The 24,859-nt window shown below is 71.5% G+C and carries 20 protein-coding genes; 14 read left to right on the top strand and 6 right to left on the bottom strand.

Features of this window, described 5'->3' with window-relative positions; translation table 11 throughout:
* Positions 1 to 12: 12 nt before the first annotated feature.
* Both ACTFTM_RS30230 and hppD read right to left on the bottom strand, forming a co-directional pair.
* Complete coding sequence (locus tag ACTFTM_RS30230; RefSeq protein ID WP_449563700.1) at positions 13 to 738, bottom strand: RDD family protein; 726 nt, start codon at positions 736 to 738, stop codon at positions 13 to 15.
* A gap of 11 nt (positions 739 to 749) precedes the next feature.
* Complete coding sequence (hppD, locus tag ACTFTM_RS30225) at positions 750 to 1,955, bottom strand: 4-hydroxyphenylpyruvate dioxygenase (protein ID WP_355050977.1); 1,206 nt, start codon at positions 1,953 to 1,955, stop codon at positions 750 to 752.
* Between the two features lie 130 nt (positions 1,956 to 2,085).
* Here hppD and ACTFTM_RS30220 point away from each other — a divergent pair, with 130 nt between their 5' ends.
* The 6 genes from ACTFTM_RS30220 to ACTFTM_RS30195 all read left to right on the top strand — a co-directional run bounded on the left by ACTFTM_RS30220 (position 2,086) and on the right by ACTFTM_RS30195 (position 13,652).
* Positions 2,086 to 2,625: an Lrp/AsnC family transcriptional regulator gene (locus ACTFTM_RS30220; protein ID WP_449563699.1), complete on the top strand. Its 540-nt coding sequence runs from the start codon at positions 2,086 to 2,088 to the stop codon at positions 2,623 to 2,625.
* A gap of 13 nt (positions 2,626 to 2,638) precedes the next feature.
* Positions 2,639 to 4,084 (top strand): outer membrane protein assembly factor BamB family protein, encoded by a 1,446-nt coding sequence (locus ACTFTM_RS30215; protein ID WP_449563698.1) that lies wholly within the window; start codon positions 2,639 to 2,641, stop codon positions 4,082 to 4,084.
* 114 nt (positions 4,085 to 4,198) lie between these two features.
* Positions 4,199 to 5,866: a fumarate hydratase gene (locus ACTFTM_RS30210; RefSeq protein WP_449563697.1), complete on the top strand. Its 1,668-nt coding sequence runs from the start codon at positions 4,199 to 4,201 to the stop codon at positions 5,864 to 5,866.
* A 126-nt stretch (positions 5,867 to 5,992) separates the two neighbouring features.
* Positions 5,993 to 8,971, top strand: coding sequence for a BTAD domain-containing putative transcriptional regulator (locus tag ACTFTM_RS30205; protein WP_449563696.1), 2,979 nt, complete (start codon positions 5,993 to 5,995; stop codon positions 8,969 to 8,971).
* Between the two features lie 257 nt (positions 8,972 to 9,228).
* A complete protein-coding gene (locus ACTFTM_RS30200; protein ID WP_449563695.1) occupies positions 9,229 to 12,207 on the top strand; it encodes a BTAD domain-containing putative transcriptional regulator in 2,979 nt (992 codons plus the stop codon).
* Positions 12,208 to 12,242: 35 nt separating this feature from the next.
* Positions 12,243 to 13,652 carry a class II fumarate hydratase gene (locus ACTFTM_RS30195; RefSeq protein WP_449563694.1) on the top strand — a complete coding sequence of 470 codons (1,410 nt, stop codon included), beginning with the start codon at positions 12,243 to 12,245 and terminating at the stop codon, positions 13,650 to 13,652.
* A 31-nt stretch (positions 13,653 to 13,683) separates the two neighbouring features.
* Here the strand turns inward: ACTFTM_RS30195 and ACTFTM_RS30190 are convergent, their stop codons facing one another.
* Complete coding sequence (locus ACTFTM_RS30190; protein ID WP_449563693.1) at positions 13,684 to 13,977, bottom strand: hypothetical protein; 294 nt, start codon at positions 13,975 to 13,977, stop codon at positions 13,684 to 13,686.
* Positions 13,978 to 14,460: 483 nt separating this feature from the next.
* Here ACTFTM_RS30190 and ACTFTM_RS30185 point away from each other — a divergent pair, with 483 nt between their 5' ends.
* The 3 genes from ACTFTM_RS30185 to ACTFTM_RS30175 all read left to right on the top strand — a co-directional run bounded on the left by ACTFTM_RS30185 (position 14,461) and on the right by ACTFTM_RS30175 (position 16,102).
* Entirely contained in the window at positions 14,461 to 15,273 is an 813-nt protein-coding gene (locus ACTFTM_RS30185; protein ID WP_449563692.1) for a helix-turn-helix domain-containing protein, read from the top strand.
* The gene (locus ACTFTM_RS30180) at positions 15,264 to 15,446 is read left to right on the top strand and encodes a DUF397 domain-containing protein (RefSeq protein WP_449563691.1); all 183 of its coding nucleotides are present in this window, start codon (positions 15,264 to 15,266) and stop codon (positions 15,444 to 15,446) included. The genes ACTFTM_RS30185 and ACTFTM_RS30180 overlap by 10 nt, the downstream gene beginning before the upstream one ends.
* A 77-nt stretch (positions 15,447 to 15,523) precedes the next feature.
* Complete coding sequence (locus tag ACTFTM_RS30175) at positions 15,524 to 16,102, top strand: GNAT family N-acetyltransferase (RefSeq protein WP_449563690.1); 579 nt, start codon at positions 15,524 to 15,526, stop codon at positions 16,100 to 16,102.
* On the opposite strand, the gene ACTFTM_RS30170 is transcribed toward ACTFTM_RS30175, so the two are convergent.
* The gene (locus tag ACTFTM_RS30170) at positions 16,069 to 16,614 is read right to left on the bottom strand and encodes a CGNR zinc finger domain-containing protein (RefSeq protein WP_449566772.1); all 546 of its coding nucleotides are present in this window, start codon (positions 16,612 to 16,614) and stop codon (positions 16,069 to 16,071) included. The two genes, ACTFTM_RS30175 and ACTFTM_RS30170, sit on opposite strands and share 34 nt — an antisense overlap.
* Before the next feature lie 85 nt (positions 16,615 to 16,699).
* Here ACTFTM_RS30170 and ACTFTM_RS30165 point away from each other — a divergent pair, with 85 nt between their 5' ends.
* The 3 genes from ACTFTM_RS30165 (at position 16,700) to ACTFTM_RS30155 (ending at position 20,210) form a co-directional block, all read left to right on the top strand.
* The gene (locus ACTFTM_RS30165; RefSeq protein WP_449566771.1) at positions 16,700 to 17,656 is read left to right on the top strand and encodes an EamA family transporter; all 957 of its coding nucleotides are present in this window, start codon (positions 16,700 to 16,702) and stop codon (positions 17,654 to 17,656) included.
* A 46-nt stretch (positions 17,657 to 17,702) separates the two neighbouring features.
* Positions 17,703 to 18,425: an HAD family hydrolase gene (locus tag ACTFTM_RS30160; protein ID WP_449563689.1), complete on the top strand. Its 723-nt coding sequence runs from the start codon at positions 17,703 to 17,705 to the stop codon at positions 18,423 to 18,425.
* A gap of 96 nt (positions 18,426 to 18,521) precedes the next feature.
* The gene (locus tag ACTFTM_RS30155; RefSeq protein WP_449563688.1) at positions 18,522 to 20,210 is read left to right on the top strand and encodes a S8 family serine peptidase; all 1,689 of its coding nucleotides are present in this window, start codon (positions 18,522 to 18,524) and stop codon (positions 20,208 to 20,210) included.
* Between the two features lie 186 nt (positions 20,211 to 20,396).
* Here ACTFTM_RS30155 and ACTFTM_RS30150 read toward each other — a convergent pair whose 3' ends face one another.
* Positions 20,397 to 21,359, bottom strand: coding sequence for a hypothetical protein (locus ACTFTM_RS30150; RefSeq protein WP_449563687.1), 963 nt, complete (start codon positions 21,357 to 21,359; stop codon positions 20,397 to 20,399).
* 198 nt (positions 21,360 to 21,557) lie between these two features.
* The gene (locus ACTFTM_RS30145) at positions 21,558 to 22,223 is read right to left on the bottom strand and encodes an IclR family transcriptional regulator (RefSeq protein WP_449566770.1); all 666 of its coding nucleotides are present in this window, start codon (positions 22,221 to 22,223) and stop codon (positions 21,558 to 21,560) included.
* Between the two features lie 54 nt (positions 22,224 to 22,277).
* Here ACTFTM_RS30145 and cysS point away from each other — a divergent pair, with 54 nt between their 5' ends.
* A complete protein-coding gene (gene cysS, locus ACTFTM_RS30140) occupies positions 22,278 to 23,693 on the top strand; it encodes a cysteine--tRNA ligase (protein WP_449563686.1) in 1,416 nt (471 codons plus the stop codon).
* Positions 23,693 to 24,820, top strand: coding sequence for a 23S rRNA (guanosine(2251)-2'-O)-methyltransferase RlmB (gene rlmB / locus ACTFTM_RS30135; protein WP_449563685.1), 1,128 nt, complete (start codon positions 23,693 to 23,695; stop codon positions 24,818 to 24,820). Before cysS ends, rlmB begins: the two co-directional genes overlap by 1 nt.
* The last annotated feature ends 39 nt before the right edge of the window (positions 24,821 to 24,859 follow it).

Genomic DNA, 24,859 nt, shown 5'->3' with positions numbered 1-24,859 from the left:
TGGTTCGCTCGCTCACGAGGCAACCTTAACGACGACCGTCGCGGCGAACTTGTCGTGGAGGCACTGCTGCCAGGGCTTGTCCCAGAGCTGCCAGAACCCGTCGACGTAGCTCATGCCGGGGACCAGCGAGCACGCCAGGTACTGCACGAGCCACCGGCGGCCGGCCATCCGCCGGTCCAGCGTGCGGTTCGGATCGAGCGACACCACGCGCAGCTTCATGATCTTCTTGCCGAGCGTCCGGCCGTCACGCTTGAGGTACTCAACGTGGTAGAGCCAGTAGAGCCCGAGCAGCACCACGACGAAGCCGATCTCGAACAGCACCAGCGGCAGGAAGAAGTCTTTGAGGAAGGTGGCCGGGTCGGGCTCCACGAGCGTGCCGTCCGGGTTCGTCCGGGTCATCTCCCGGAACATCTGCCACCACAGGACCAGGAAGACCGGCATGAACAGCACCATCGACACCACACTCGCCAGCGCCGTGTCGATGAGCCAGGCCAGCAGCCGGTCACCGAAGCTGGCCAGCGGCTGCCCGGCCGGGCTGAGCGCCGGCGGGGTGGCCGGCCAGTGCGGCGGACCGTACCCGTGCGGCGCGTACTGCGGTGGCGCGGCGTACCCCGGCGGGGCGTGGTGCGGCGGCACGGCGTACCCCTGGGGGTGTGGGCCGGGCGGTGGCGCGACGCCGCCGGCGGCGGGCGGAGGCCCACCGACCGGCGGCGTCGGGTACGACGGAGGCTGCGTCACGCTCGACAGTGTTACAGGTTGCCGCGCGCTTCCTGCTCCCGCTCGATGGCCTGGAAGAGCGCCTTGAAGTTGCCCTTGCCGAAGCCCAGCGAGCCGTGCCGCTCGATCAGCTCGAAGAAGACGGTCGGGCGGTCCTGCACCGGCTTGGTGAAGATCTGGAGCAGGTAGCCGTCCTCGTCCCGGTCGACCAGGATCTTGCGCTCCTTGAGCTGCTCGATCGGCACCCGTACGTTGCCGATCCGCTCCCGCAGCTCCGGGTCGTCGTAGTACGAGTCCGGGGTGTCCAGGAACTCCACGCCGGCGGCGCGCATGGCGTCGACGCTGGCCACGATGTCGTTGGTGGCGACGGCGATGTGCTGGGCGCCCGGGCCCTGGTAGAACTCCAGGTACTCGTCGATCTGCGACTTCTTGCGGGCGATGGCCGGCTCGTTGAGCGGGAACTTCACCTTCCGGGTGCCGTTCGCGACGACCTTGCTCATCAGCGCCGAGTAGTCGGTCGCGATGTCGTCGCCGACGAACTCCGCCATGTTGGAGAAGCCCATCACCCGCTTGTAGAACTCCACCCACTCGTCCATGCGGCCCAGCTCGACGTTGCCGACCACGTGGTCGACGGCCTGGAAGAACCGCTTCGGCTGGATGCCGGCGTCGATCATGGGCTGCCGGTCGACGATCGGGCCGCGCGCCACGAAGCCGGGCAGGAACGGGCCGCGGTAGCGGGACCGGTCGACGAGCGTGTGCCGGGTGTCGCCGTACGCGGCGATGGAGGCCATCCGGACGGTGCCGTTCTCGTCGGTGACGTCGTGCGGCTCGACGACGCCGGTGGCGCCCTGGCCGACCGCGTGGGCGTACGCGGCGTCGACGTTCGGCACCTCGAGCGCGATGTCGCTGATGCCGTCGCTGTGCTTCGCCACGTGCTCCGCGCCGTCGGCGTCCGGGCGCACCGCGCCGGTCAGCACGAACCGGGCCGAGCCGCTGGTCAGCACGTACTGGGCGTGGTCACGGTAACCCTGCTCCGGGCCCCGGTACGCCACGCAGGTCATGCCGAACGCGGTGGAGTAGTAGTGCGCCGCCTGCTTGGCGTTGCCGACCAGGAAGTGCACGTGGTCGAGCCCACGGACGGGGAACGGGTCGTGGCTGATGTCGTGGTCGACAGCGCCGACGAGCCGGTCGATGTCGACGTCCTCGGTCGACTGGGGTCGGTCGATCGCCTGGGTCATGGTGGCCTCCCTCGCGTACCGGCCGGCCTCGTGGGCCGGTTCCTGACCGAAGGATCGCCGTGCGGGCGTCGAGTGGGCAACTGTCGACGTAAACGCTGGTCAGGTTGCGCATTCGGTATGGTCTGAACCCGTGAGAGGTGAGCAGGGTGTACAGCTCGACGCGCTCGATGTTCGGTTGGTCGATCTGCTCGCCGAGGAGCCGCGGATCGGGGTCCTGGAGTGTTCCCGGCGGCTCGGCGTGGCCCGGGGCACCGTGCAGGCACGGCTGGACAAGCTGGTCGAGAGGAGCGTCATCCGGGGCTTCGGTCCGGAGATCTCGCCGGCCGCGATCGGGTTCGGGGTGACCAGCTTCGTCACGCTGGAGATCAGCCAACGGCAGGGCCACGATCCGGTCACCGCCCACCTGGCGGCGATCCCCGAGGTGTTGGAGGCGCACACCATCACCGGCTCCAGCGACCTGCTCTGCCGGATCGTGGCCCGCTCCAACACGGACCTGCAACGGGTCATCGACCAGATCGTCTCGTTCGCCGGCATCACCCGCGCGTCGACGATCATCGCGCTGGCGGAGCAGATTCCCTACCGCACGCTCCCACTGGTCCGTAGCGCCGTAACACCTTCCGGCGCAGAAAGCGCGGCGACACGGCGGCGCGGGCGTACGGAAGATCCGTGATCGTGGCTACGGTGTGCGGGTGGCGAAGGGGAGCGTGCGCGTGGGGCTGCTGGCCGGCCTCGCCGTGGTCGTCGCCCTCGCCGCCACCGGCGTCTGGAATCCGTTCCCCGGCATCTGGGACTGGGTGGACCGCAGCGAGCCCATCTCCGAGCCGGACGTGGTCTGGCAGCAGCGGGTCGGTGGCACCCCGCGCAGTGTGACCATCGCCGGCGACACCGTCGTGGTCGAGCAGCGCACCCGGGTGGAGGCCCGCAGCCTGGCCACCGGCGCCCAGCTCTGGGAACGCAAGGCGGACTGGTCGGCGGTCGCGGGCGGCGACCGTGACCCGGTCGTCGCCGTGGGCAAGCTCCTGGTCAAGGGGTACGAGTTGCTCGACCCGGCCACCGGGGCGACCCGGCGGCGCGACGACGACGCCGTGGCCGTGTGGACGTACCGGAACCTGCTGCTGGACGCCCGCTGCACGGACGCCACCGACTGCACCCTGAGCGCGTGGGACCCGCGCGGCACCACACCACTGTGGACGGCCTTCCTGCCCGGCGTGCACAGTGGCCTGCTCGCCGACAACCCCGGTCTGCGCGGCACGCGGCGGCTCACCGCCACCCGCATCGACGACGGGGTGGCCGGGCCGGAGGCGGCCCCTCCGCTGCTTGGCTTCCCGGTCGACGGCCGGGTACACGTCGTCGACACCGCCACCGGCCGGGTGCTGCAGAACGTCGAGCCTGGCCGGGACGAGCGGCTGTCGGTGGTGGGCGGCCGGATGCTGCGGATCGCCGCCCGCTCCCAGGACGGCACCTGCTACTTCGCGATCTCCGCTCGCGACCCGGCGACCGGGCAGGAGGCGTGGCAGCGGGCCGGGGTCAACCTGCGCACCGCCGACACCGCCGGCTGCGTGCAGCGCGAGGACCCGCAGGGCGCGCGGAACGTGCTGATCGGCGTCGGCCCGGACGGCCGCGAGGCGGTCATCGACGGATACGACGGACGCCTGCTCTGGGTCGGCGAGACCGACACCAAGCTCGTCGCCGTCGACGACCGGTACGCGGTGTTCCGCTCGGCCGACAAGCGCTCGGTGGTGTCCCGTGAACTCGGCGCTGACAAGGTGCGGTGGACCAGGCCGGCCAGCGCCAAGGCGGGAGCGGCGCTCACCCCGTACGCGGCGGTGCTCGCCGACGAGAAGCCGTCGAGGCTGGTCGCCCTCGACCCGCGCACCGGGCGGGAGCTGGCCGTCCTGCGCACCTCGGCGAACGCCCTCGCCGTCGGCTCGCAGGGCATGATCATCGGCGAGGGTCGGGAGATCGGGTACGTCCGCTTCGGCGCCACGCCCGGCGCCCCCGTCCCGCAGCCCGGCGACGGCGGCAACCCCGGCCCGGGCGGCACCCGCCCCGGGTCGGGTGACGGCAACGGCGACTGCGGGCCCAAGGGTGAGCTGTGCACCGAACCGGACGGCGGCAAGGACGGCTGAGCGGGTGGGATTCAGCTCCGCTGAGCGCTGTCCACCTCGACGGATGAGAGCGGCGTCCCAGACCCAGCCCGGCGGGTGGGAATGATCGACCGGTCTGCCCTAGGCTTGCCGCTCATGAGCAGTGCCGCCGCATTCTCGTACGCCCCCCTGCTGCCGACCGGCCCCGACCAGACGGAATATCGCCTGGTCACCGACGAGGGCGTGGACGTCGTGCACGGCCCCGGGGGTCGTCGTTTCCTCACCGTCGAGCCGGCCGCGCTGACCGCGCTGACCGCCGAGGCGATGCACGACATCGCGCACTTCCTGCGCCCCGCGCACCTGGCGCAGCTCCGGGCGATCATCGACGACCCGGCCGCGTCGCCGAACGACCGGTTCGTCGCGCTGGACCTGCTGCGCAACGCCAACATCGCCGCCGGCGGGGTGCTGCCGATGTGCCAGGACACCGGCACGGCGATCGTGATGGGCAAGCGTGGGCGGCACGTGCTGACCGACGGCGCGGACGCCGAGGCCATCTCCCGGGGCGTCTACCAGGCGTACACGAGGCTCAACCTGCGCTACTCCCAGCTCGCCCCGCTGACCATGTGGGACGAGCGGAACACCGGCAGCAACCTGCCGGCCCAGGTGGAGCTGTACGCCGAGGACCCGGACGGGCACCCGGACGCGTACAAGTTCCTGTTCATGGCCAAGGGCGGCGGCTCGGCCAACAAGTCGTACCTCTACCAGGAGACCAAGGCGCTGCTCAACCCGACGCGGATGATGCAGTTCCTGGAGGAGAAGCTGCGGCTGATCGGCACCGCCGCCTGCCCGCCGTACCACCTGGCCATCGTCATCGGCGGCACCTCCGCCGAGTACGCGTTGAAGACCGCGAAGTACGCCTCCGCGAAGTACCTGGACGCCCTTCCGACGCAGGGCTCGATGAGCGCTCACGGCTTCCGCGACCTGGAGCTGGAGGCGCAGGTACTGGAGCTGACGCGGAACTTCGGCATCGGGGCGCAGTTCGGCGGGCGCTACTTCTGCCACGACGTACGGGTGGTGCGGCTGCCCCGGCACGGCGCGTCGTGCCCGGTGGCGATCGCCGTCTCCTGCTCGGCGGACCGGCAGGCCGTCGCCAAGATCACCCCGTCGGGCGTGTGGCTGGAGCGCCTCGAAACCGACCCGGCGCGGTTCCTGCCCGAGGTCACCGACGATGCGCTCGACGCCGAGATGGTCGTCCGGGTCGACCTCAACCGGCCGATGGACGAGATCCGCGCCGAGCTGTCCAAGTACCCGGTGAAGACCCGCCTGTCGTTGTCCGGCCCGCTCGTCGTGGCTCGGGACATCGCCCACGCCAAGATCGCCGAGCGGCTGGACGCCGGTGAGCCGATGCCGCAGTACCTGCGGGACCACGCCGTCTACTACGCCGGCCCGGCGAAGACCCCCGAGGGGTACGCGTCCGGCTCGTTCGGTCCCACCACGGCCGGCCGGATGGACGCCTACGTGGAGAAGTTCCAGGCCGCCGGCGGCTCGCAGGTGATGCTGGCCAAGGGCAACCGGTCGGGTCAGGTGACCCGCTCCTGCCAGCAGCACGGCGGCTTCTACCTCGGCTCGATCGGCGGCCCGGCGGCCCGCCTCGCCCAGGACTGCATCAAGCACGTCGAGGTGCTCGAATACCCGGAGCTGGGCATGGAGGCGGTCTGGAAGATCGAGGTGGAGGACTTCCCCGCCTTCATCGTGGTCGACGACAAGGGCAACGATTTCTTCGCCGAGGTCACCAAGCCGGTGCTGACCATCGGCCGTCGCTGACCGCTTCGTCACGCAGGAGGCGCCAGGCACACCGCCTGGCGCCTCCTGCGTCGGTGGTCGGACTGCGTCGCGCCGTGATCGCCGGACTACTCTGCTGGATGGTGTGCGATCGACGCGGGGGAGTAGATGCGGTTCGGGATCCTGGGGCCTCTGCGTGTCGGCGGTGGCGAGTCCACCGTCACCGCGGGCCGGGATCGGGTCGTGCTGGCGATGCTGCTGCTGCGTGCCGGTCGGCTGGTGCCGGTCGAGGAGCTGATTGACGCGGTCTGGGAGGACGATCCTCCGGCCACTGCCCGTGCCCAGTTGCAGACGTGTGTGTCGCGGCTGCGGCGTCGCCTCGCCGAGCTGGGATTCACCTCCGGGACCATCGTCACCGACCCGGCCGGGTACGGCGTGCGTATCGACCCCGCCGACCTGGATGCGAACCTGTTCGCCCGGGGGGTGGAGGTGGCCCGTGCCGCGGGTGCGGCCGGTCGTCTGGTGGATGCCCGTACGCATTTCCGGGCGGCCCTGGCCCTGTGGCGAGGTCCGGCGCTGAGTGGCATCACGAGCCGTAGTGTCCGTCGTCGGGCGCAGACGCTCGATGAGCAGCGGCTCACGGTGCTGGAGGAGTGCGTCGACGTCGAGCTGCGCCTGGGGCGGGCCGCCGAGCTGATCGAGGAGTTGACCGAGAGCGTCGACCGGCATCCGTTGCGGGATCGGCTGCGGGGTCAGCTGATGCTGGCGCTCTCGTCGGTGGGTCGGCAGGCCGACGCGTTGGCAATCTACCGGGAGGGTCGGCGGTTCTACGCGGACGAGTTGGGTCTTGAGCCGGGCGGCGCTTTGCAGGAGTTGCATCAGCGGGTGCTGGCCGGTGACCTGGCCCTGGCCGGCCGGGAGGTCCGGTCGGCGGCTCCGGTGCGCTCGTTGCCCCGCGCGATCGGCGACTTCACCGGCCGGCAGCAGACGTTGGCACGCCTGCTCAAGGACGTCGAGGCCGGGGCCCGGATCCAGCTCATCGACGGCATGGCCGGCAGCGGCAAGACCACCCTCGCCGTACAGGTCGCGACTGTCCTCGCGGAGAGCTACCCGGACGCCCAGCTCTTCATCGACCTGCACGGGCACAGCGAGCGCACCCCGCTGACGCCGTCGGCTGCGGTGGCAACCCTGCTGCGGCAGCTCGGTGTCCCCGCCGACCGGGTGCCGACGACCCAGGACGACCGGTTGGCGCTCTGGCGCACGGAGCTGGCCGGCCAGCGGGCAGTGCTGGTGCTGGACAACGCCGCCACGGCCGACCAGGTGACACCGCTGCTACCCAACGGCTCGCACTGTCTGGTCCTGGTCACCAGCCGTCGCCGGCTGGTCGGCGTGGACGAGGGACGACCCTTCTCGCTGCCGGTGCTGGACCAGGACGAGGCGGTCGAACTGCTCGGGCACGTGGTCGGCTCCGACCGGGTCGCCGCCGAGCCGGAGGCCGCGGCCGAGATGGTGCGGCGCTGCGGCCACCTGCCACTCGCGATCCGACTGGCCGGCGCCCGACTGGCCCACCGGCCCCACTGGCGCATCGCCGACCTCGCGGAGCGGCTGTCGAGCCGGTCCGACCCGTTGGCCGAGTTCGAGGCCGGCGAACGGTCCGTCGACCGGGCCTTCGCACTCTCGTACGCCCAGGTGTCACCGTCGGCGCAGCGTGCGTTCCGGCTGCTGGGCCTGCACCCGGGGGTCCGGTTCGACACCCCGGTCGCCGCCGTACTCGCGGAGGTGTCCCTTGCCGGCGCGCAGAATCTGTTGGACGAGTTGGTCGACGCGCACCTGGTGGAGGAGGTACAGCCGGGTCGGTACCGGTTACACGACCTCGTCCGCGAGTACGCCCGGACGTTGGTGGCTGATCCCGAACGGCCAGCGGAACGGCGGGGAGGCATCGAGCGGCTGCTCGAACATCACCTCCAGGCCGCCACGACAATCGCCCGCAGGTGGGAACTCTCCGCCGCTCGTCCGCTGCTCGTGGTGTCGGAGCCGCTCCGCCCCGACCTGGCCGCGACCGTCGCCGAACAGGGCAGAGCCTGGCTCGACGAGAACATCGCCCTGTGGCCCGCGCTGGTCCGGCTGGCCGAAACGGAGAGGCTTCTTCGCTACTGCTGGCAGTTGGCCAGATCGTGCTGGCACGCGCAGTTCGAGAGTGGCCGCCTCGACGAGCTGATCGAGACGCACTCTGTCGGCCTGCGCGCCGCGGAGGAGTTGGGCGACGAGAAGGCGGTGGCGACGTTGCTCAACTACCTCGCCTCGGCCCACTACCGGCTGAGCAACTTCCCCGAGGCTATCCGGGTGATGGAGAGGTCGCTCGAGATCTTCCACCGGCTCGGCCTGCGACGCGAGTACCGCAACACCCTCGGCAACCTGGGCACCTCGTACGCCGCCAACTTCGAGTTCGACCGGGCACTGGAGGCCTACGACGCCGCTCGGGCGCTGGCGATGCGCATGCGCGACGATGCCGCGCTGGCGAACGAACTCAACAACCTGTCGTTGACCCTGCTGCTCTGGGGCCGGCTCGACGAGGCGGTGCACGCCGCCCGCAGGCACCTGGGGATCGCCCGCGAGATCGGCGATCCGCGCCGGATCGCCAACGCCATCGGGCACCTCGGGATGGCCCGACACCGGATGGGCGACGTGCGGCCGGCCGGCCGGCTACTTCGGGCGGCGCTCCGACTGAAGCGACAGGTGGGCGCCCGGTTCGGTGAAGGCGAGGTGTTGAACGAGATCGGGATGATGGAACGGGAGGCCGGCCGCCCGGAGCGGGCCGCCGACCTGCACCGTTCGGCGCTCGTCGCGATGACCGGGGCGGGTGACCGTACCGGCCAGTGCGGCACGCGCAACCTGCTGGCCCGAGCGATCCTTGCCCAGGGGGACGTGACAAGCGCCCTGGACCTGTACCGCCGGGTGCTCGCCGATGCGACCCAGTTGGGTGTCCGGTACGAGCAGGGCCGGGCCCTGGAGGGCATCGGCCGGTGTCTGCTGTCGACCGACCCGGTGGCGGGCCGCGCGCACCTCACCCGGGCGTTGGCTCTGTTCCGGCAGATCGACGTGCCGGACCGGCATGACGTTGAGCAACTGCTCGCCGACCTTCGCTGATCGGTCGGTAACGGAACGAGGCGCCAGGCTTTCGCCTGACGCCTCGTCCGTCGGTAGCACCTCCACCGACATCGGTACGCCCGCCCGCTGGGGGGTGGGACGGTCGCACCGCCCCCGTCGGATGTCGTCACCGCCAACCTGGAACAAGTTTGCGGTGCGCCCCACTCGATCCGCTCTCAGATCACTATCACCGGACGATGTCGGTCGGTGACTCCCGGACTACGCTGCTGGATGGTTTGCACGACACGAGGGAAGAGATGCGGTTCGGAATCCTGGGGCCTCTGCGCGTGGGCGGTGGTGAGTCCACCGTCACCGCCGGCCGAGACCGGGTCGTGCTGGCGATGCTGCTGGTGCGCGCCGGTCGGCTGGTGCCGGTCGAGGAGCTGATCGACGCGGTCTGGGAGGAGAATCCTCCGGCCACCGCCCGTGCGCAGTTGCAGACGTGTGTGTCGCGGCTGCGGCGTCGCCTCGCCGAGCTGGGGCTGGCCCCGGAGACCATCGTCACCGACCCGGCCGGGTACGGCGTTCGTACCGCCCTCGCCGACGTGGACGCGCACCTCTTCAGCCGGGGCGTCGAGGTGGCCCGTGCCGCGGGCGCGGCCGGTCGTCTGGTGGATGCCCGTACGCATTTCCGGGCGGCCCTGGCCCTGTGGCGAGGTCCGGCGTTGGCTGGCATCACCAGCCGCAGCGTCCGTCGTCGGGCGCAGACGCTTGACGAGCAGCGGCTCACTGTCCTGGAGGAGTGCGTCGACGTCGAGCTGCGACTCGGGCGGGCCGCCGAGCTGATCGAGGAGTTGACCGAGAGCGTCGACCGGCATCCGCTGCGGGACCGGCTGCGCGGCCAACTGATGCTCGCGCTCTCGTCAGTGGGTCGGCAGGCCGACGCGTTGGCAATCTACCGGGAGGGCCGACGGTTCTACGCCGACGAGTTGGGCCTGGAACCGGGCGGCGCTTTGCAGGAGTTGCATCAGCGGGTGCTGGCCGGTGACCTGGCCCTGGCCGGCCGGGAGGTCCGGTCGAAGGCTCCGGTGCGCTCGTTGCCTCGGGCGATCGGCGATTTCACCGGCCGGCAGGAGACGGTGGCGCGTCTGGTGAAGGACGTGGAGGCCGGCACGCGGATCCAGCTCATCGACGGCATGGCCGGCAGCGGCAAGACGACGCTTGCGGTGCACGTCGCCACCGCTCTGGCTCACCACTATCCGGACGCCCAGCTCTACATCGACCTGCACGGGCACAGTGAACGCAGCCCGTTGACGCCGTCGGCTGCGGTGGCAACCCTGCTACGGCAGCTCGGTGTTCCCGCCGAGCGGTTGCCGGCCAACCAGGACGACCGGTTGGCGCTCTGGCGCACGGAACTTTCCGGCCGGCAAGTGGTGCTGGTGCTGGACAACGCCGCCACGGCCGACCAGGTGACACCGCTGCTACCCAACGCCTCGCACTGCCTGGTCCTGGTCACCAGCCGTCGCCGGTTGATCGGTGTGGACGAGGGGCGGCCGTTCTCGCTGCCGGTGCTGGACCAGGACGAGGCGGTCGAACTGCTCGGGCACGTGGCCGGCTCGGACCGGATTGCCGCCGAGCCGGAGGCGGCAGCCGAAGTGGTGCGGCGCTGCGGTCGCCTGCCACTCGCGATCCGACTGGCCGGCGCCCGACTGGCTCATCGGCCCCGCTGGCGCGTCGCCGACCTCGCGGAGCGGCTGTCGAGCCGGTCCGACCCGTTGGCCGAGTTCGAGGCCGGCGAACGGTCCGTCGACCGGGCCTTCGCCCTGTCGTACGCCCAGGTGTCGCCGTCGGCGCAGCGTGCGTTCCGGCTGCTGGGTCTGCACCCGGGGGTCCGGTTCGACACCCCGGTCGCCGCCGTCCTCGCCGAGCTGCCCCTCCCCGGCGCGCAGGATCTGTTGGACGAGCTGGTCGACGCGCACCTGGTGGAGGAGGCGCAGCCGGATCGGTACCGGTTACACGACCTGGTCCGCGAGTACGCCCGGACCTTGATAGCCCACCCGGATCGGGCGGTGGAGCGCCGGGACGGCGTCGAGCGTCTCCTCGATCACCATTTGCAGGTCGCCGTCGCGATCGGCCGCAAGCGGGAACTCTCCGCCTCTCGTCCGCGGCTCCTGGTGGCCGAGCCGCTCCGCGTCGACCTGGTCGCGACCGTCACCGAGCAGGGCGCAGCCTGGTTCGACGAGAACATGGCCCTGTGGCCCGCCCTGGTCCGCCTGGCCGAGACGGAGCGGTTCCTTCACTACTGCTGGCAGTTGACCAGGGCGTGCTGGTACGCCCAGTTCGAGAGCGGCCGTCTCGACGAGCTGATCGACACGCACTCCGTCGGCCTGCGCGCAGCACAGGAATTGGGTGACGAGACGGCGATGGCGACGCTGCTCAACTATCTCGCCTCGGCCCACTACCGGCTGGGCAACTTCCCCGAAGCGATCCGGGTGATGGAGATGTCGCTCGGCATCTTCCGCCGGCTCGATCTGCGTCGCGAGACCCGCAACACCCTCGTCAACCTGGGCACCTCGTACGCCGCCAACTTCGAGTTCCAGCGGGCCCGGGATGCCTACGACGCCTCCCGGTTGTTGGCGACGCGGATGCCCGACAACGACGCGCTGGCGAACGAACTCAACAACCGCTCGTTGAGCCTGCTGCTGTGGGGTCGGCTCGACGAGGCGGTCTTCACGGCCCGCAAGCACCTGATAGTCGCCCGCGAGATCGGCGATCCGCGCCGCATCGCCAACGCCATCGGGCACCTCGGAATGGCCCGGCACCGGATGGGTGACGTGGAGCCGGCCGGCCGGCTGTTGCGGGCCGCACTGCGCCTGAAACGACAGGTGGGCGCCCGGTTCGGTGAGGGCGAGGTGCTGAACGAGATCGGCATGATGGAGAGGGAGGCCGGCCGCCCCGAGCGGGCCGCCGACCTGCACCGCTCGGCGCTCGTCGCGATGACCGACGTGGGAGACCGCAACGGCCAGTGCGGCTCGCGCAACCTGTTGGCCCGAGCCATCCTGGCCCAGGGCGACGCGACAAGCGCCCTCGACCTGTATCGCCGGGTGCTCGCCGACGCGACCCAGTTGGGTGTCCGATACGAGCAGGGCCGGGCCCTGGAGGGCATCGGCCGCTGCCTGCTGACGACCGACCCGGCGGCGGCCCGCGCGCACCTGACCCGGGCGTTGTCCCTGTACCGGCAGATCGACGTGCCGGACCAGCATGCGGTGGAACGGCTGCTCGCCGAGCTGGGCTGACGGATCATCTGCGGTTCCGCGGCGGGCGCGGCAGGATGGTACGCGTGACGACTCCAGAGGCGACCGGTTACCGGATCGAACGTGACTCGATGGGCGAGGTGGAGGTGCCCGCCGAGGCGCTGTGGCGGGCGCAGACCCAGCGCGCGGTGCAGAACTTTCCGATCTCCGGCCGGGGCATCGAACCCGCCCAGATCAAGGCCCTGGCCCAGATCAAGGGCGCGGCGGCCGAGGTCAACGGCGAGCTTGGCGTGATCGACGCCAACGTGGCCGCCGCGATCGTCGCCGCTGCCGCGCACGTCGCCGACGGCGGGTACGACGACCAGTTCCCGGTCGACGTCTTCCAGACCGGTTCGGGGACGTCGTCCAACATGAACGCCAACGAGGTGATCGCGACCCTGGCGAGCCGGGAACTGGGCTCGCCGGTGCACCCGAACGACCACGTCAACGCGTCCCAGTCCAGCAACGACGTGTTCCCGTCCTCGATCCACCTGGCGGCCACCCAGTTCATCGCGGAGGACCTGCTGCCGTCGCTGACCCACCTCGCCGAGGCGCTGGAGGCCAAGGCGGCCGAGTTCGAGACGGTGGTGAAGGCGGGGCGTACGCACCTGATGGACGCCACGCCGGTCACCCTCGGGCAGGAGTTCGGCGGGTACGCGGCCCAGGTCCGCTACGGCATCGAGCGGTTGCAGGGTTCGCTGCCCCGGCTGGCCGAACTGCCGCTGGGCGGTACCGCCGTGGGCACCGGGATCAACACGCCGCTCGGCTTCGCCGCCGCCGTGATCGGCAAGCTGCGCGAGTCGACCGGGCTGCCACTGTCCGAGGCCCGTAACCACTTCGAGGCGCAGGGCGCACGCGACGCCCTCGTGGAGACCTCCGGGCAGCTCCGGACCATCGCCGTGGGCCTCTACAAGGTCGCCAACGACATCCGCTGGATGGGCTCCGGCCCCCGGGCCGGCCTGCGGGAGCTGCGCATCCCCGACCTTCAGCCCGGCTCGTCGATCATGCCGGGAAAGGTCAACCCGGTGGTCGCCGAGGCGATGCGGCAGGTCTGCGCCCAGGTCATCGGCAACGACGCGACCGTCGGGTTCGCCGGCTCCCAGGGCGACTTCGAGCTGAACGTCATGCTCCCGGTGATGGGTCGCAATCTGCTGGAGTCGATCCGGCTGCTGGCCGCCGCGAGTCGGCTGTTCGCCGACCGCCTGGTGGCCGGCCTGGTCGCGGACGCCGAGGTCTGCCTGGCGTACGCCGAGGGCTCACCGTCGATCGTCACCCCGCTGAACCGCTACCTCGGGTACGACGAGGCCGCCTCCATCGCCAAGGAGGCGCTGGCGAAGCAGGCGTCCATCCGTGAGGTCGTCATCTCCCGGGGACACGTCGACTCCGGCAAGCTCACCGAGACCCAGTTGGACGAGACCCTGGACCTGCTCCGGATGACCCACCCCTGACCGGTCGCCGGGTGACTCCGCGCCGGCCGCCTCAGGGCGGGTCGCCGCGCGGAGTCGCCCAGGCGAGGAACCGCGTGTAGAGGGCCTTCGGGTCCGGGCCGTCGTGCGGATTGAGCCGGTACAGGTCGGCGACCGCGTCGTGCAGGACCGTGCACAGGTAGATGCTCAGGGCGATCCGGTCGTGGGCGTACTCCTGGCGTAGGGCGAGTCGGGCCTCCGGGCACGGCCACGGTGCGGCGCAGACCCGGCAGAGCCACAGCGGCCGCAACGGCAGGTGCGGTCGACGGGGTGCGGTCGTGCGGTCGTCCGGGGTGGTCCGGGGCATGGTGTGGGGGTCCTTTCGAGCTGAATCGCTTGTGACATCGCCCCCGCGTCCGCCCCCCGCGTCCGCCCCCCGCGTCCGCCCCCCGCGTCCGCCCCCCGCGTCCGCCCCCCGCGTCCGCCCCCCGCGTCCGCCCCCCGCGTCCGCCCCCGCGTCCGCCCCCGCAGCCGGCCAGCGCCCGTCACCCGGCCCCAAGATCGTGCTCGATCCTGGATGTAGTGGTCTCGACGCGTACGAAAGGCCACTGTTTCCACGTTCCAGCACGATCTTGCGGGGTGGGACCGCCCGGCACGGGGGTTCGGGCGGTCCCGTGCGATGCCGCTGGGCCCGGGGGACGGGGAGCGGCGTCGCACCTCACAGTCTGGTGACCGGACGACTACGGTCGGAAGGGTTCGGCCGACCTGTCGGGGCTGCCCTGTTCCGGGGCCGTGCCGGCTCTGTTGGCCCTGTGGAGTTGATCGCCGGCGGGTTGGAGAGTGGTCGGGCATGGCCGATGGGCAGATGACGGCGGCGGCGTTCCTGGTCGCGGAGCTGCGCCGGGCGCGGGCCCGCCGGGGTTGGAGCCAGGACGAGCTGGCCAAGGCGGTCAACTACTCGCCGTCGATGGTCAGCGCGGTCGAGCTGGGTCAACAGCCGCCCACCGCGAAGTACCTGGAACTCCTCGACCGCGCCCTGGACACCGGCGGCCTCTTCAGCCGCATGTCCACCGAACTGGTCAGCCTGGACCGGACCCAGCCGTGGTTGCGCGGCTGGCAGGCGATTTTCGAGCAGGCGCGCACTGTCAGGTGGTATGAACCCCGCTATGTGCCCGGGCTCCTTCAGACGGAGGACTATGCGCGGGCGGTCTTTGAGGCGGGCAACTTGCTCGACTCCGACGAGGTCGACCGGCGGCTCGCCGACCGGATGAACCGCCAAGGCGTGCTACATGACGAGCGGTCGCCGCACATCGTGGCCGTGTTGGACGAAGCAGTGCTGCGGCGACGGGTGGGCAGCCGGAAGGTGATGCGCGACCAGACGCTGCACCTCGCACGCATTGCCACTGAGCATCCTCGGCTCCGGCTGCACGTGGTGCCGCTATCCGCCGATGAGTACCCGGGGCTCGGCGGACAATTCGCGCTAGCGACCCTGCCTGATGGCGTCGAACTGGCCTATATGGAGTGCCAGGTCCGCGGCCAGGAGTTAGACCAGCCGAAGGATCTACTGCGGTTGCAGCAGGTCTGGGAGGCTACCCTGGGCGAGGCCCTGCCCCCGCAGGCGTCCATCGAGTTGATGAGCGAGGTGGCCGAGTCGTGGAGCTGACCGGCGCTCGCTGGCGCAAGAGCAGCCGCAGCAACCAGGACAACAACTGCGTCGAGGTGGCTACGGATCTGGGGGGCGTGGTCGGGGTGCGAGACAGTAAGGACCCGGACGGACCCGTGCTGGTGGTCGACGCGTACTCCTGGCGGCTCTTCGTGGTCGCGCCCCCGCGCTGACGCGACCGCCCTGCCCGCGACGGTGGTCGCGGGTAATCGGGTCGACGGTGTCCCGCAGCGGCGCGATGATCCGGTCCATGGATGGACAACCTCCGGCGACCGAGCGGCTGCGGATGCGCCGGTTGACCATGGCTGACGTGGACGCGTTCGTCGAGTTGGACAGCGATCCCGAGGTGATGCGGTTCCTGACCGGCGGTGTCGCCACGCCGCGTGCCACTGTCCGGGACGAGCAGTTGCCGAGGCTGATCGCCCAGTACGAGCGGCATCCCGGCCTGGGTCGGTGGGCGGCGCTCGACCGGGCGTCCGGTGAGTTCCTCGGCTGGTTCGCGCTCGACCCGTCGGACGACGGCGCCGAGGCCGAGTTGGGCTACCGGCTGCGCCGCGCGGCGTGGGGGCGTGGCCTGGCGACGGAGGGGTCCCGGGCGCTGGTCCGGTACGCGCTCGACGTCGTGGGCGTGCGGCGGGTGTGGGCGCAGACGATGGCGGTGAACGAGCGGTCCCGCCGGGTGATGGAGAACGCGGGGCTGCGTTACGTGCGGACGTTCCACCTGGACTTCGACGACCCGATCCCGGGGACCGAGCAGGGTGAGGTGGAGTACGAGCTGCGGGCCGCCGACGTCGCTCAGGACCGGCCGGCGGCCTTGCGAGCCCGGTAGGCGGTCACGGCGGCGCGGTTGCCGCAGCCGGCCTCGCAGAACCGCCGCGACCGGTTGCGGGACAGGTCGACGACGACGTTGTCGCAGTCCGGGTGTTCGCAGATGCGCAGCCGGCTCAGCTCGCCCATCCGGACCAGGTCGGCAATCGCCATCGCCGCCTCCACCGCCATGCGGGTGGCCAGCGGCGCGTCGCGGGGCACGGCGTGCAGGTGGTACGGCTCGTCGTCGTGCTCGATGAGCTGCGGCAGCGCCCGGTGTTCGCGGAGCAGACCGTTGACGATGTCGACGACCTCAGGCGGTTCGGCGTCCCAGATGCGGCGCAGGTGGGGGCGCAACTGTCGGACGGCGCGCAGCTCCGCGTCGGTGTGTTCGTGCCGCCCGCTGTAGGTGTGTCGGATGAAGAACGCGTCCAGCGCGGCGACGTCGGGCAGTAGCTCCCCGTCCCGGCCACCGGTGTTGACCAGCGCGGCTGCGGCGGTCAGCGAGCATTCGGTGTCATGAGCGAACAGCAACTTGACTCCTGTCACGATGGCCGCCTAGCGTCATGGGCACAAGGATAGTTTGCCCATGACACCCGTGCGCAGCGAGGAGCGCGAGATGCCGCAACGACCCGCCGTCGGCGCCGCGCTGGCGCTGCTCTCCGCCGTCACGTTCGCCACCTCGGGCACCTTCGCGCGCTCGCTCATCGAGGCCGGCTGGTCGGCCGAGGCCGCCGTCGTCGTCCGGGTCGGGGTGGCCGCCCTGGTGCTCGCGATCCCCGCCCTGCTGTCGCTGCGCGGCAGGTGGCACGTGCTGCGCGACAACAGCCCGGCCGTCGTGATGTTCGGGCTGCTCGGCGTGGCCCTGGCGCAGGTGTGCTTCTTCAACGCCGTGCGCTACCTGCCGGTGGGCATCGCGCTCCTGCTGGAATACCTGGGCATCATCCTCGTCGTGGGCTGGATGTGGCTGCGGCACGGCCAGCGACCCCGGCGGCTCACCGTGGCCGGCTCCGCCGCCGCGCTGTGCGGGTTGGCGTTCGTCCTGGACCTCACCGGCGACGCCGGCTTCGACCCGGTCGGCGTGCTGTGGGGCATGGGAGCCGCGTTCGGCCTGGCCGGCTACTTCGTGCTCGCCGGCCGGGTCGACCCCCGACTGCCCTCGGTCGCCATGGCCAGCGGCGGGATGGCCGTCGGCGCCGCCGTGCTGCTGCTCGTCGGGCTGACCGGGCTGCTGCCGCTGCGCGCCACGTTCGGCGAGGTCACCTTCGCCGGGCACCGCACCACCTGGCTGCTGCCCATCGTCGGGCTCACGCTCGTCGCCGCCGTGATCGCGTACCTGGCCGGCATCGCCGGCAGCCGGATCCTCGGCCCCCGACTGTCGTCGTTCGTCGGGCTGACCGAGGTGCTGTTCGCCGTACTCATCGCCTGGCTGTTCCTCGACGAACTGCCCACCACCTGGCAACTCCTCGGCGGCCTGCTGATCGTCGCCGGGGTCGCCCTGGTACGCCTCGACGAGCTGCGCGGCGTGCCCGCGCCCGCCACGCCCGAGCCCGCGCTGGCGGCCGGCATCCGGTGAGGTCGCCGCTCGGTGCGGTCGGCCGCTCGGTGAGAGAGTGGCGGACGTGCTGACCACTGTGGTGTTCGACGCCGACGAGACCCTGCTCGACCTGCGGCCCGCGGTGACCGGCGGGCTGGCGGCCGTCCTCGACGAGATGCGGCGTCGCACGCCCGTCGCGGCCGGCGTGACGCTCGCCGAGCTGGAGTCGGACTGGGGGGCGGTCTTCGGTGAGCTGAGCGCCGCCCCGGTCATGGAGATCCGCCGCGCCGCCCTGGCCCGGTCGTTGGACCGCGCCGGCCTCGGCGACCACCTCGACGAGATCACCGCCCTCTTCTTCGCCCGCCGGTTCGCCCTCACCCGACCGTTCCCGGACGTTCCGCCGGCGCTGGCGGCGCTGCGCCGGCGGTACACGCTGGGCTTCGCCACCAACGGCAACAGCCGCGCCGAACGCTGCGGGCTCGCCGGCGAGTTCACCTTCGAGGTGTACGCGCACGAGAACGGCCTGCCGAAGAAGCCCGCCCCGGAGTTCTACGCTGCGGTCGTCGAAGCCGCAGGGGTGCCCGCCGAGCAGATCGTGTACGTCGGCGACTCGTGGGAGCACGACGTAGTGGGACCCCGGCAGGCCGGCCTGCGGTCGGTGTGGCTGAACCGGTACGGCCTGCCCCGCCCGGCCGGGCTCGCGCCCGACGCCGAGGTGGCCGCCCTGACCGATCTTCCGAAGGTGCTGGCCGACCTGCCGGCGGCATCGTCCGACCGGGCGAACGCGGGCATCGACCTGGGCGGATGACGAGGAGATTCACCGGCATAACGGACGTTCACCTGGCGGAAACCCGCCGCGTGTTGTGTGATGGCGCCACGTCCCTCAACGAGAGGATTCGATGTGGTGAGCAAGCGCTTCACCGTCGGTGCCGTCGCGACCGCGGCGGTACTGGCACTTACGGCAGCGGGCCTGGGTGTACCGGCCAGCGCCGCGCCGAGCACGTCCCGCACCTTCACGGTGGTCGCCGAGGACGGGGTTGCCGCCGACACGGCGGTCGCCGCCATCCGGGCCGCCGGCGGCACGGTGGTCTCCTCGTCCGACGAGGTCGGCATGTTCCGGGTCACCAGTGACCGGGCCGACTTCGCGGCCAGGGCCGCCGCCGCGCCGACCCTGATCGGCGCCGCCGAGCAGAAGGCCATCGGCCGCAAGCCGAAGCTGGACCGGGTCGAGCAGGAGCACCTGACGGTCGCCACCAAGGCCGCCGCCGGCGCTGCCGCCCGACGCGGGGCCAAGATGGACCCGCTCGACGACAAGCTCTGGGGCCTGGAGATGATCCGGGCCGACAAGGCCCGCAAGGTCGAGCCCGGTGACCGACGGGTGACCGTCGGCGTGCTCGACACCGGTGTCGACGCCAGCAACCCGGACATCGCGCCCAACTTCAACTGGGCGTTGTCGCGCAACTTCGCACCCGACCTGACCGACGTGGACGGCCCCTGCGAGGTGCCGAGCTGCCTCGACCCCGTCGGCACCGACGACGGTGGGCACGGCACCCACGTGGCCGGCACCATCGGCGCCGCCGCCAACGGCTTCGGCCTGTCCGGTGTCGCCCCGAACGTGTCGCTGGTCGAGCTCAAGGGCGGCCAGGACTCCGGCTACTTCTTCCTCGACCCGGTCGTCAACGCCCTGGTCTACGCCGGCCGCAACGGGCTCGACGTGGTCAACATGTCGTTCTACGTCGACCCGTGGCTCTACAACTGCACCGCCAACCCGGCCGACTCCCCCGAGGCGCAGGCCGAGCAGCGGGCCATCATCAAGGCCATGAAGCGGGCGCTGGTCTTCGCCCACAATAAGGGCGTCACCCTGGTCGGCGCGCTCGGCAACAACAACGAGGACCTGGGCGCACCGCGCACCGACACGTCCAGCCCGGACTACGGCGCCGACCCGTACCCGCGCCCGATCGACAACAACAGCTGCTGGGACCTGCCCACCGAGGGCCCGCACGTGATCGGTGTGTCGTCGGTCGGCCCGTCCGGCAAGAAGGCCGACTACTCCAACTACGGCACCGAGCAGATCTCGGTCGCCGCGCCGGGCGGCTGGTTCCGCGACGGCTTCGGCACGGACACCTTCCGCACCGACGCCAACATGATCCTGTCGTCCTACCCGAAGCACGTGCTCCAGGAGGAGGGCTCGGTCGACGCCGACGGCAACATCGTCGCCGGCTTCGAGGAGTCCGTCTTCAAGCAGTGCAAGCGCAACGGTGAGTGCGGCTACTACACCTACCTCCAGGGCACCTCGATGGCGTCCCCGCACGCCGCTGGTGTGGCCGCGCTGATCGTCAGCCGGTACGGCAAGCCGCAGGGCCGGGGCGGCTTCGGTATGTCCCCGGACCAGGTCGAGCAGCACCTCTACCGCACGGCGGCCGAGCACGCCTGCCCGGAGCCGCGCCTTCAGCAGTACCGCAACGAGGGCCGTGACGAGACCTACGACGCGTACTGCGCCGGTGGGGTCAACTTCAACGGCTTCTACGGGTACGGGATCGTCGACGCGTACGCGGCGGTGACCACCCCGTTCAAGGCCAACGCACGCCCGTAACGCACCCGCGGGGCCCGGTCGACACTCGTCGGCCGGGCCCTGCCGCGTCCGGCGGTCGCGTGCGGGCGTGCGTGCGGCGGTCGCGTGCGGTGCCTGCGTGATCGACTCCAGGTCGCCGATGTGGCGGCATCAGGTCGAATGGATACCCCCACATCGGCGAGCTGGAGACGATCACGGCCGGTGTGGTCAGCGGCGCCAGCCGCGGGAGAGCAGGGCCGACCGCACCTCGTTGAGCACCGCCGGGAAGTCCCTGTGGAGCCTCCTGCTGGTCACGTGCAGCACCAGCCAGCCTGCCCCGACGAGGAGATTGAGCCGTCGACGGTCGAGGTGCAGTTGCTCCGGGTCGGCGTGCCACCGGCCGTCGTACTCCACCGCCACGCGGAACTCGGGCCAGGCCAGGTCGGGATGGACCACCAGCCCGCCAGGCAGCCGGATCGGGTGCTGGGTGACCGGTCGAGGAAGGCCGCCCATCACCAGACGCACCCGCAGTTGCGACTCGGGTGGCGATTGCGCCCCCGGATCGGCGAGATCGAAGATCCAATACGCACGCCGTCCGCCGGGCCGGTCGGCATTGGCGGTGGCGACCGCGGCCAGCGCGGTGCGGGTCAGGCCGGCCGCGAGCAACGAGTCGACGATTCCGACCGCGCGCAGCGGATCCAACCAGACCGCCGTCTCCCACGCCGCTGATGCGGGATCGGTCCTGCGGAGGGTAGCGCCGCCGGATCGTGCGCCGGGCAGGGAGCGCACTGGCACGGGCGGCTGCGGGCCGGTGGCCTGCGTGGGCAACGGCGTCGCGGCGGTATCGGGGCCGAGCACGTGTACGTGCAGGCCGGGCCGAGAATCGACGCGGGCGGCCTTCGGCATCAGCACGTGCACGTCGTCGTCGAAGCCGGCGGCATGCTCGACGCCGTGCAGGTAGGCCGACGACGGCCCGGCGATCAGCGCCTGCGGTGGCAGCCGTAGGGCCGCGGCGCGGCAGGCCAGTTCGTGGTTGCGTTCGAGGCGGGCATCCGCGTACACGTCGTGGCGGAGTCGAACCCACGACGAGCCGCGTAGTTGGTGCCTGGTGATCAGACCTTGTTGGGTCACCGCGGAGCCACGGAAGACCTGCCAGGCGAGGGTGGGAGGCCGGTGGGGGTGTGGGGGCATGCGGCCAGCCTGCGATTTCCCAGGCGGCGGCGAACACCCCTGTGGACAGTGCCGGAGGCGCGCGCCGCACCTGCCTGTGGACAACCGCCGAGAGGCCGATGGACGTGCTATAGGGCGAGATCGTCAGCAGGTCGGCGTAGTGGCGCTATCGAAGGCTCGTGATGACGCCACATCGGCGAACTGGAGTGGATCAAGGGGTCAGCGGAGGGTGGCTGCCACCGTGGTCGCGGCGGCGAGCACCTGAGGGCCGACCAGGTCGACGTCCAGCGGGGCGAGCGCCACCACCCCGACGCTGGCCTCCAGACCCGGTACGCCGAGCACCGGCGCGGCCACCCCGTACGCCCCGGATTCCAACTCGCCGCTGCTGCTCACCGGCTCGGGCGCGCCGCTCCGGCCGGCCAGGATGGCCCGACCCGCCGCACCCCGGTCCAGGGGGTGTCGCGCCCCGGTCCGGTACGCGACGTGGAACGACGTCCAACTCGGCTCGACCACGGCCAGGGCGACACCCTCGTCGCCCTCGACCACGGTCAGGTGTGCGGTGGCGCCGGCCTGCTCGGCGAGTCGGCGCAGCGCCGGCAACGCCCCCTCGGCGAACAGCGGCTGGGCGCGTCGGGCCAGGTGCAGCACGCCCGCGCCGATCCGGAGCTTGCCATCGCTGCCCCGGCGCAGCATGCCGTGCGCGGTCAGCGGGCCGACCAGCCGGTAGACGGCCGCCCGGCCGACGCCGAGGAGGTTCGCCGCCTCGCTGACGGTCAGGCCCGTCGGCGTATCGGCGACCAGGTGCAGGAGCCGCAGACCCCGGTCGAGCGTCTGGGACGTCTCCCCGGTCCGGTTGGACCCTGCCGTCGCATCCACAGCACGCAGCGTACGACCCGGCACCGGCGGACCCGGACAGGCGCGGACGGCTACCCTTGTACGGTGACGCTACGCCTGTATGACACCGCCACCCGATCGGTGCGGGACTTCGTCCCGCGGGAAGCCGGCAAGGTGGGGGTCTACCTGTGTGGTCTCACCCTTCAGGCGCCGCCGCACATCGGTCATCTTCGCTCGGGCGTCAACTACGACGTGCTGCGCCGATGGTTGCTGGCCGCCGGTTACGAGGTCACGTTCATCCGGAACCTGACCGACATCGACGACAAGATCCTCGTCAAGGCGGGTGAGCAGGGTCGGCCGTTCTGGTCGATCGCGTACGCCAACGAGCTGGTTCTCGCCGAGTCGTACCGGGCGTTGAACGTGCTGTCGCCCACCTACGAGCCGCGTGCCACCGGGCACATCCCGGAGATGCACGAGCTGATCACGAAGCTGATCACGGACGGGCACGCGTACCCGGCGACCGACGGCTCCGGCGACGTCTACTTCGACGTGGCGTCCTGGCCGTCGTACGGGTCGCTGTCGGGTCAGTCGCCGGACGCGATGCAGTCGGCCGGTGACGCGCCGGACCGGGGCAAGCGCGATCCGCGCGACTTCGCCCTGTGGAAGGGCGCCAAGCCGGACGAGCCGGCGGACGCGTACTGGCCGTCCCCGTGGGGGCTGGGCCGTCCGGGCTGGCACATCGAGTGCTCGGCGATGTGCTGGCGCTACCTGGGCCCGGAGTTCGACATCCACGGCGGCGGCCTCGACCTGACGTTCCCCCACCACGAGAACGAGATCGCCCAGTCCCAGGCGGCCGGGCTGCCGTTCGCCCGCTACTGGGTGCACCACGGCCTGCTCAACATCGGCGGGGCCAAGATGGGCAAGTCGGCGGGTAACGCCCTGGGCCTCGCGTACGTCGACTCGCTCGGCGTGCGGCCGGTGGAGCTGCGGTACTACTACGCCGCCGCGCACTACCGCTCGGTGATCGACTACTCGGAGGACTCGCTGCGTGAGGCGGCCACCGCGTACCGCCGGATCGAGGGTTTCGTCCAGCGGGCCGTCGAGCGGGTGGGCGTCGGGCAGCTCGGCGAGCTGCCGGCCGGTTTCGTCGCGGCGATGGATGACGACCTCAACACGTCCGCCGCCCTGGCCGTGCTGCAACAGCACCTTCGGGACGGCAACACCGCTCTGAGCGCGGGCGACGATGTGACCGTCCGCACCACCCTGGCCGTCGTACGCGCGATGCTGGATATCCTCGGCATCGACCCCCTCGACGAGGCGTGGACCGGTGGCGGTCGCTCGGACGATCTGCGCGCCGTGGTGGACTCCCTGATCGCGCTGGCCCTGGAGCAGCGCGCGCAGGCCCGGGGCCGCAAGGACTGGGCTGCCGCCGACGCGGTACGTGACCAGCTCAAGCTGGCCGGCGTGGTGGTCGAGGACACCCCCCAGGGCCCCCGTTGGACTATTGGAGAGCAGGACTGATGGCCGGCAACTCGCAGCGCCGTGGCCGGCGTCTGACGCCGAAGGCGGGCGCCCCCAAGGGCTCCGGCGGCAAGAACAGGGACGCCCTGGCCGGGCGGGGGCGCACCCTGCCCGCCGACGAGCGGCCCTGGCACAAGGGCTACTCGGGCACCGAGAAGCTGCCGCAGCGCACCGCCTGGAAGCAGGACAAGGAGCGCCGCGCGGCGGCCGAGGAGGGGCGCGCCCCGAAGATCGGCCAGCCCGGCTCCAAGGACACCACCTGGGGCAAGGGTGGCGGTCGGGGCGTACCGGCCGGTCGAGGCACTGCCGGCCGGGGCGGCAAGCCCACCGGCCGGACCGGCCCCCGGGTCGCGCCGGGCCGCAAGTCCAACCCGTCGAAGGACTCCCCGGAGCTGCTGGTCGGGCGTAACCCGGTGCTGGAGGCGCTGCGCGCCCAGGTGCCGGCTACGGCGCTCTACACGGCCCAGGGCATCGACATGGACGACCGGGTCAACGAGATCATCCGGACGGCCGCCGATCGGGGCATCGCCAACCTGGAGATCAGCCGCGCCGAGCTGGACCGGATGACCGGTGGGGTGCTGCACCAGGGTGTCGGGTTGCAGGTGCCGCCGTTCGCGTACCAGCCCTTCGAGGACATGGTCGCCGCGTCGCTGGAGCAGCAGGCGCCGCTGCTGGTCGCGCTGGACGGGGTCACCGACCCGCGCAACCTGGGCGCCGTGATCCGTTCGGCCGCCGCGTTCGGCGCGCAGGGTGTCTTCGTACCCGAGCGGCGTGCTGCCGGGATCACCGCGACCGCCTGGCGGACCAGCGCCGGCGCGGCCGCGCGGGTGCCGGTGGCCCAGGTCACCAACCTGACCCGGTCGTTGAAGGCGTGCCGGGACGCCGGCTTCATGGTGGTCGGCCTGGACGCCGACGGCGACACCGACCTGTACGACCTGGAGGTCGCCGTCGGCCCGCTGGTCGTGGTCGTCGGCTCCGAGGGACGCGGGTTGTCCCGGCTGGTCGGGGAGACCTGCGACCTGACCGTCAGCATCCCGATGATCTCCGAGGTGGAGTCGCTCAACGCCAGCGTGGCCGCCGCGGTCACCCTGGCCGAGGTCGCCCGCCGCCGCTCGGTCGAGCTGTAACGACGTCGACGAGGCCCCCTACCGCCCGCAGCGGTAGGG

Source organism: Micromonospora sp. RB23, assembly GCF_053585025.1.
Note: the sequence above shows the minus strand (reverse complement) of the source record. Positions and strands in the feature narration are given on the sequence as shown.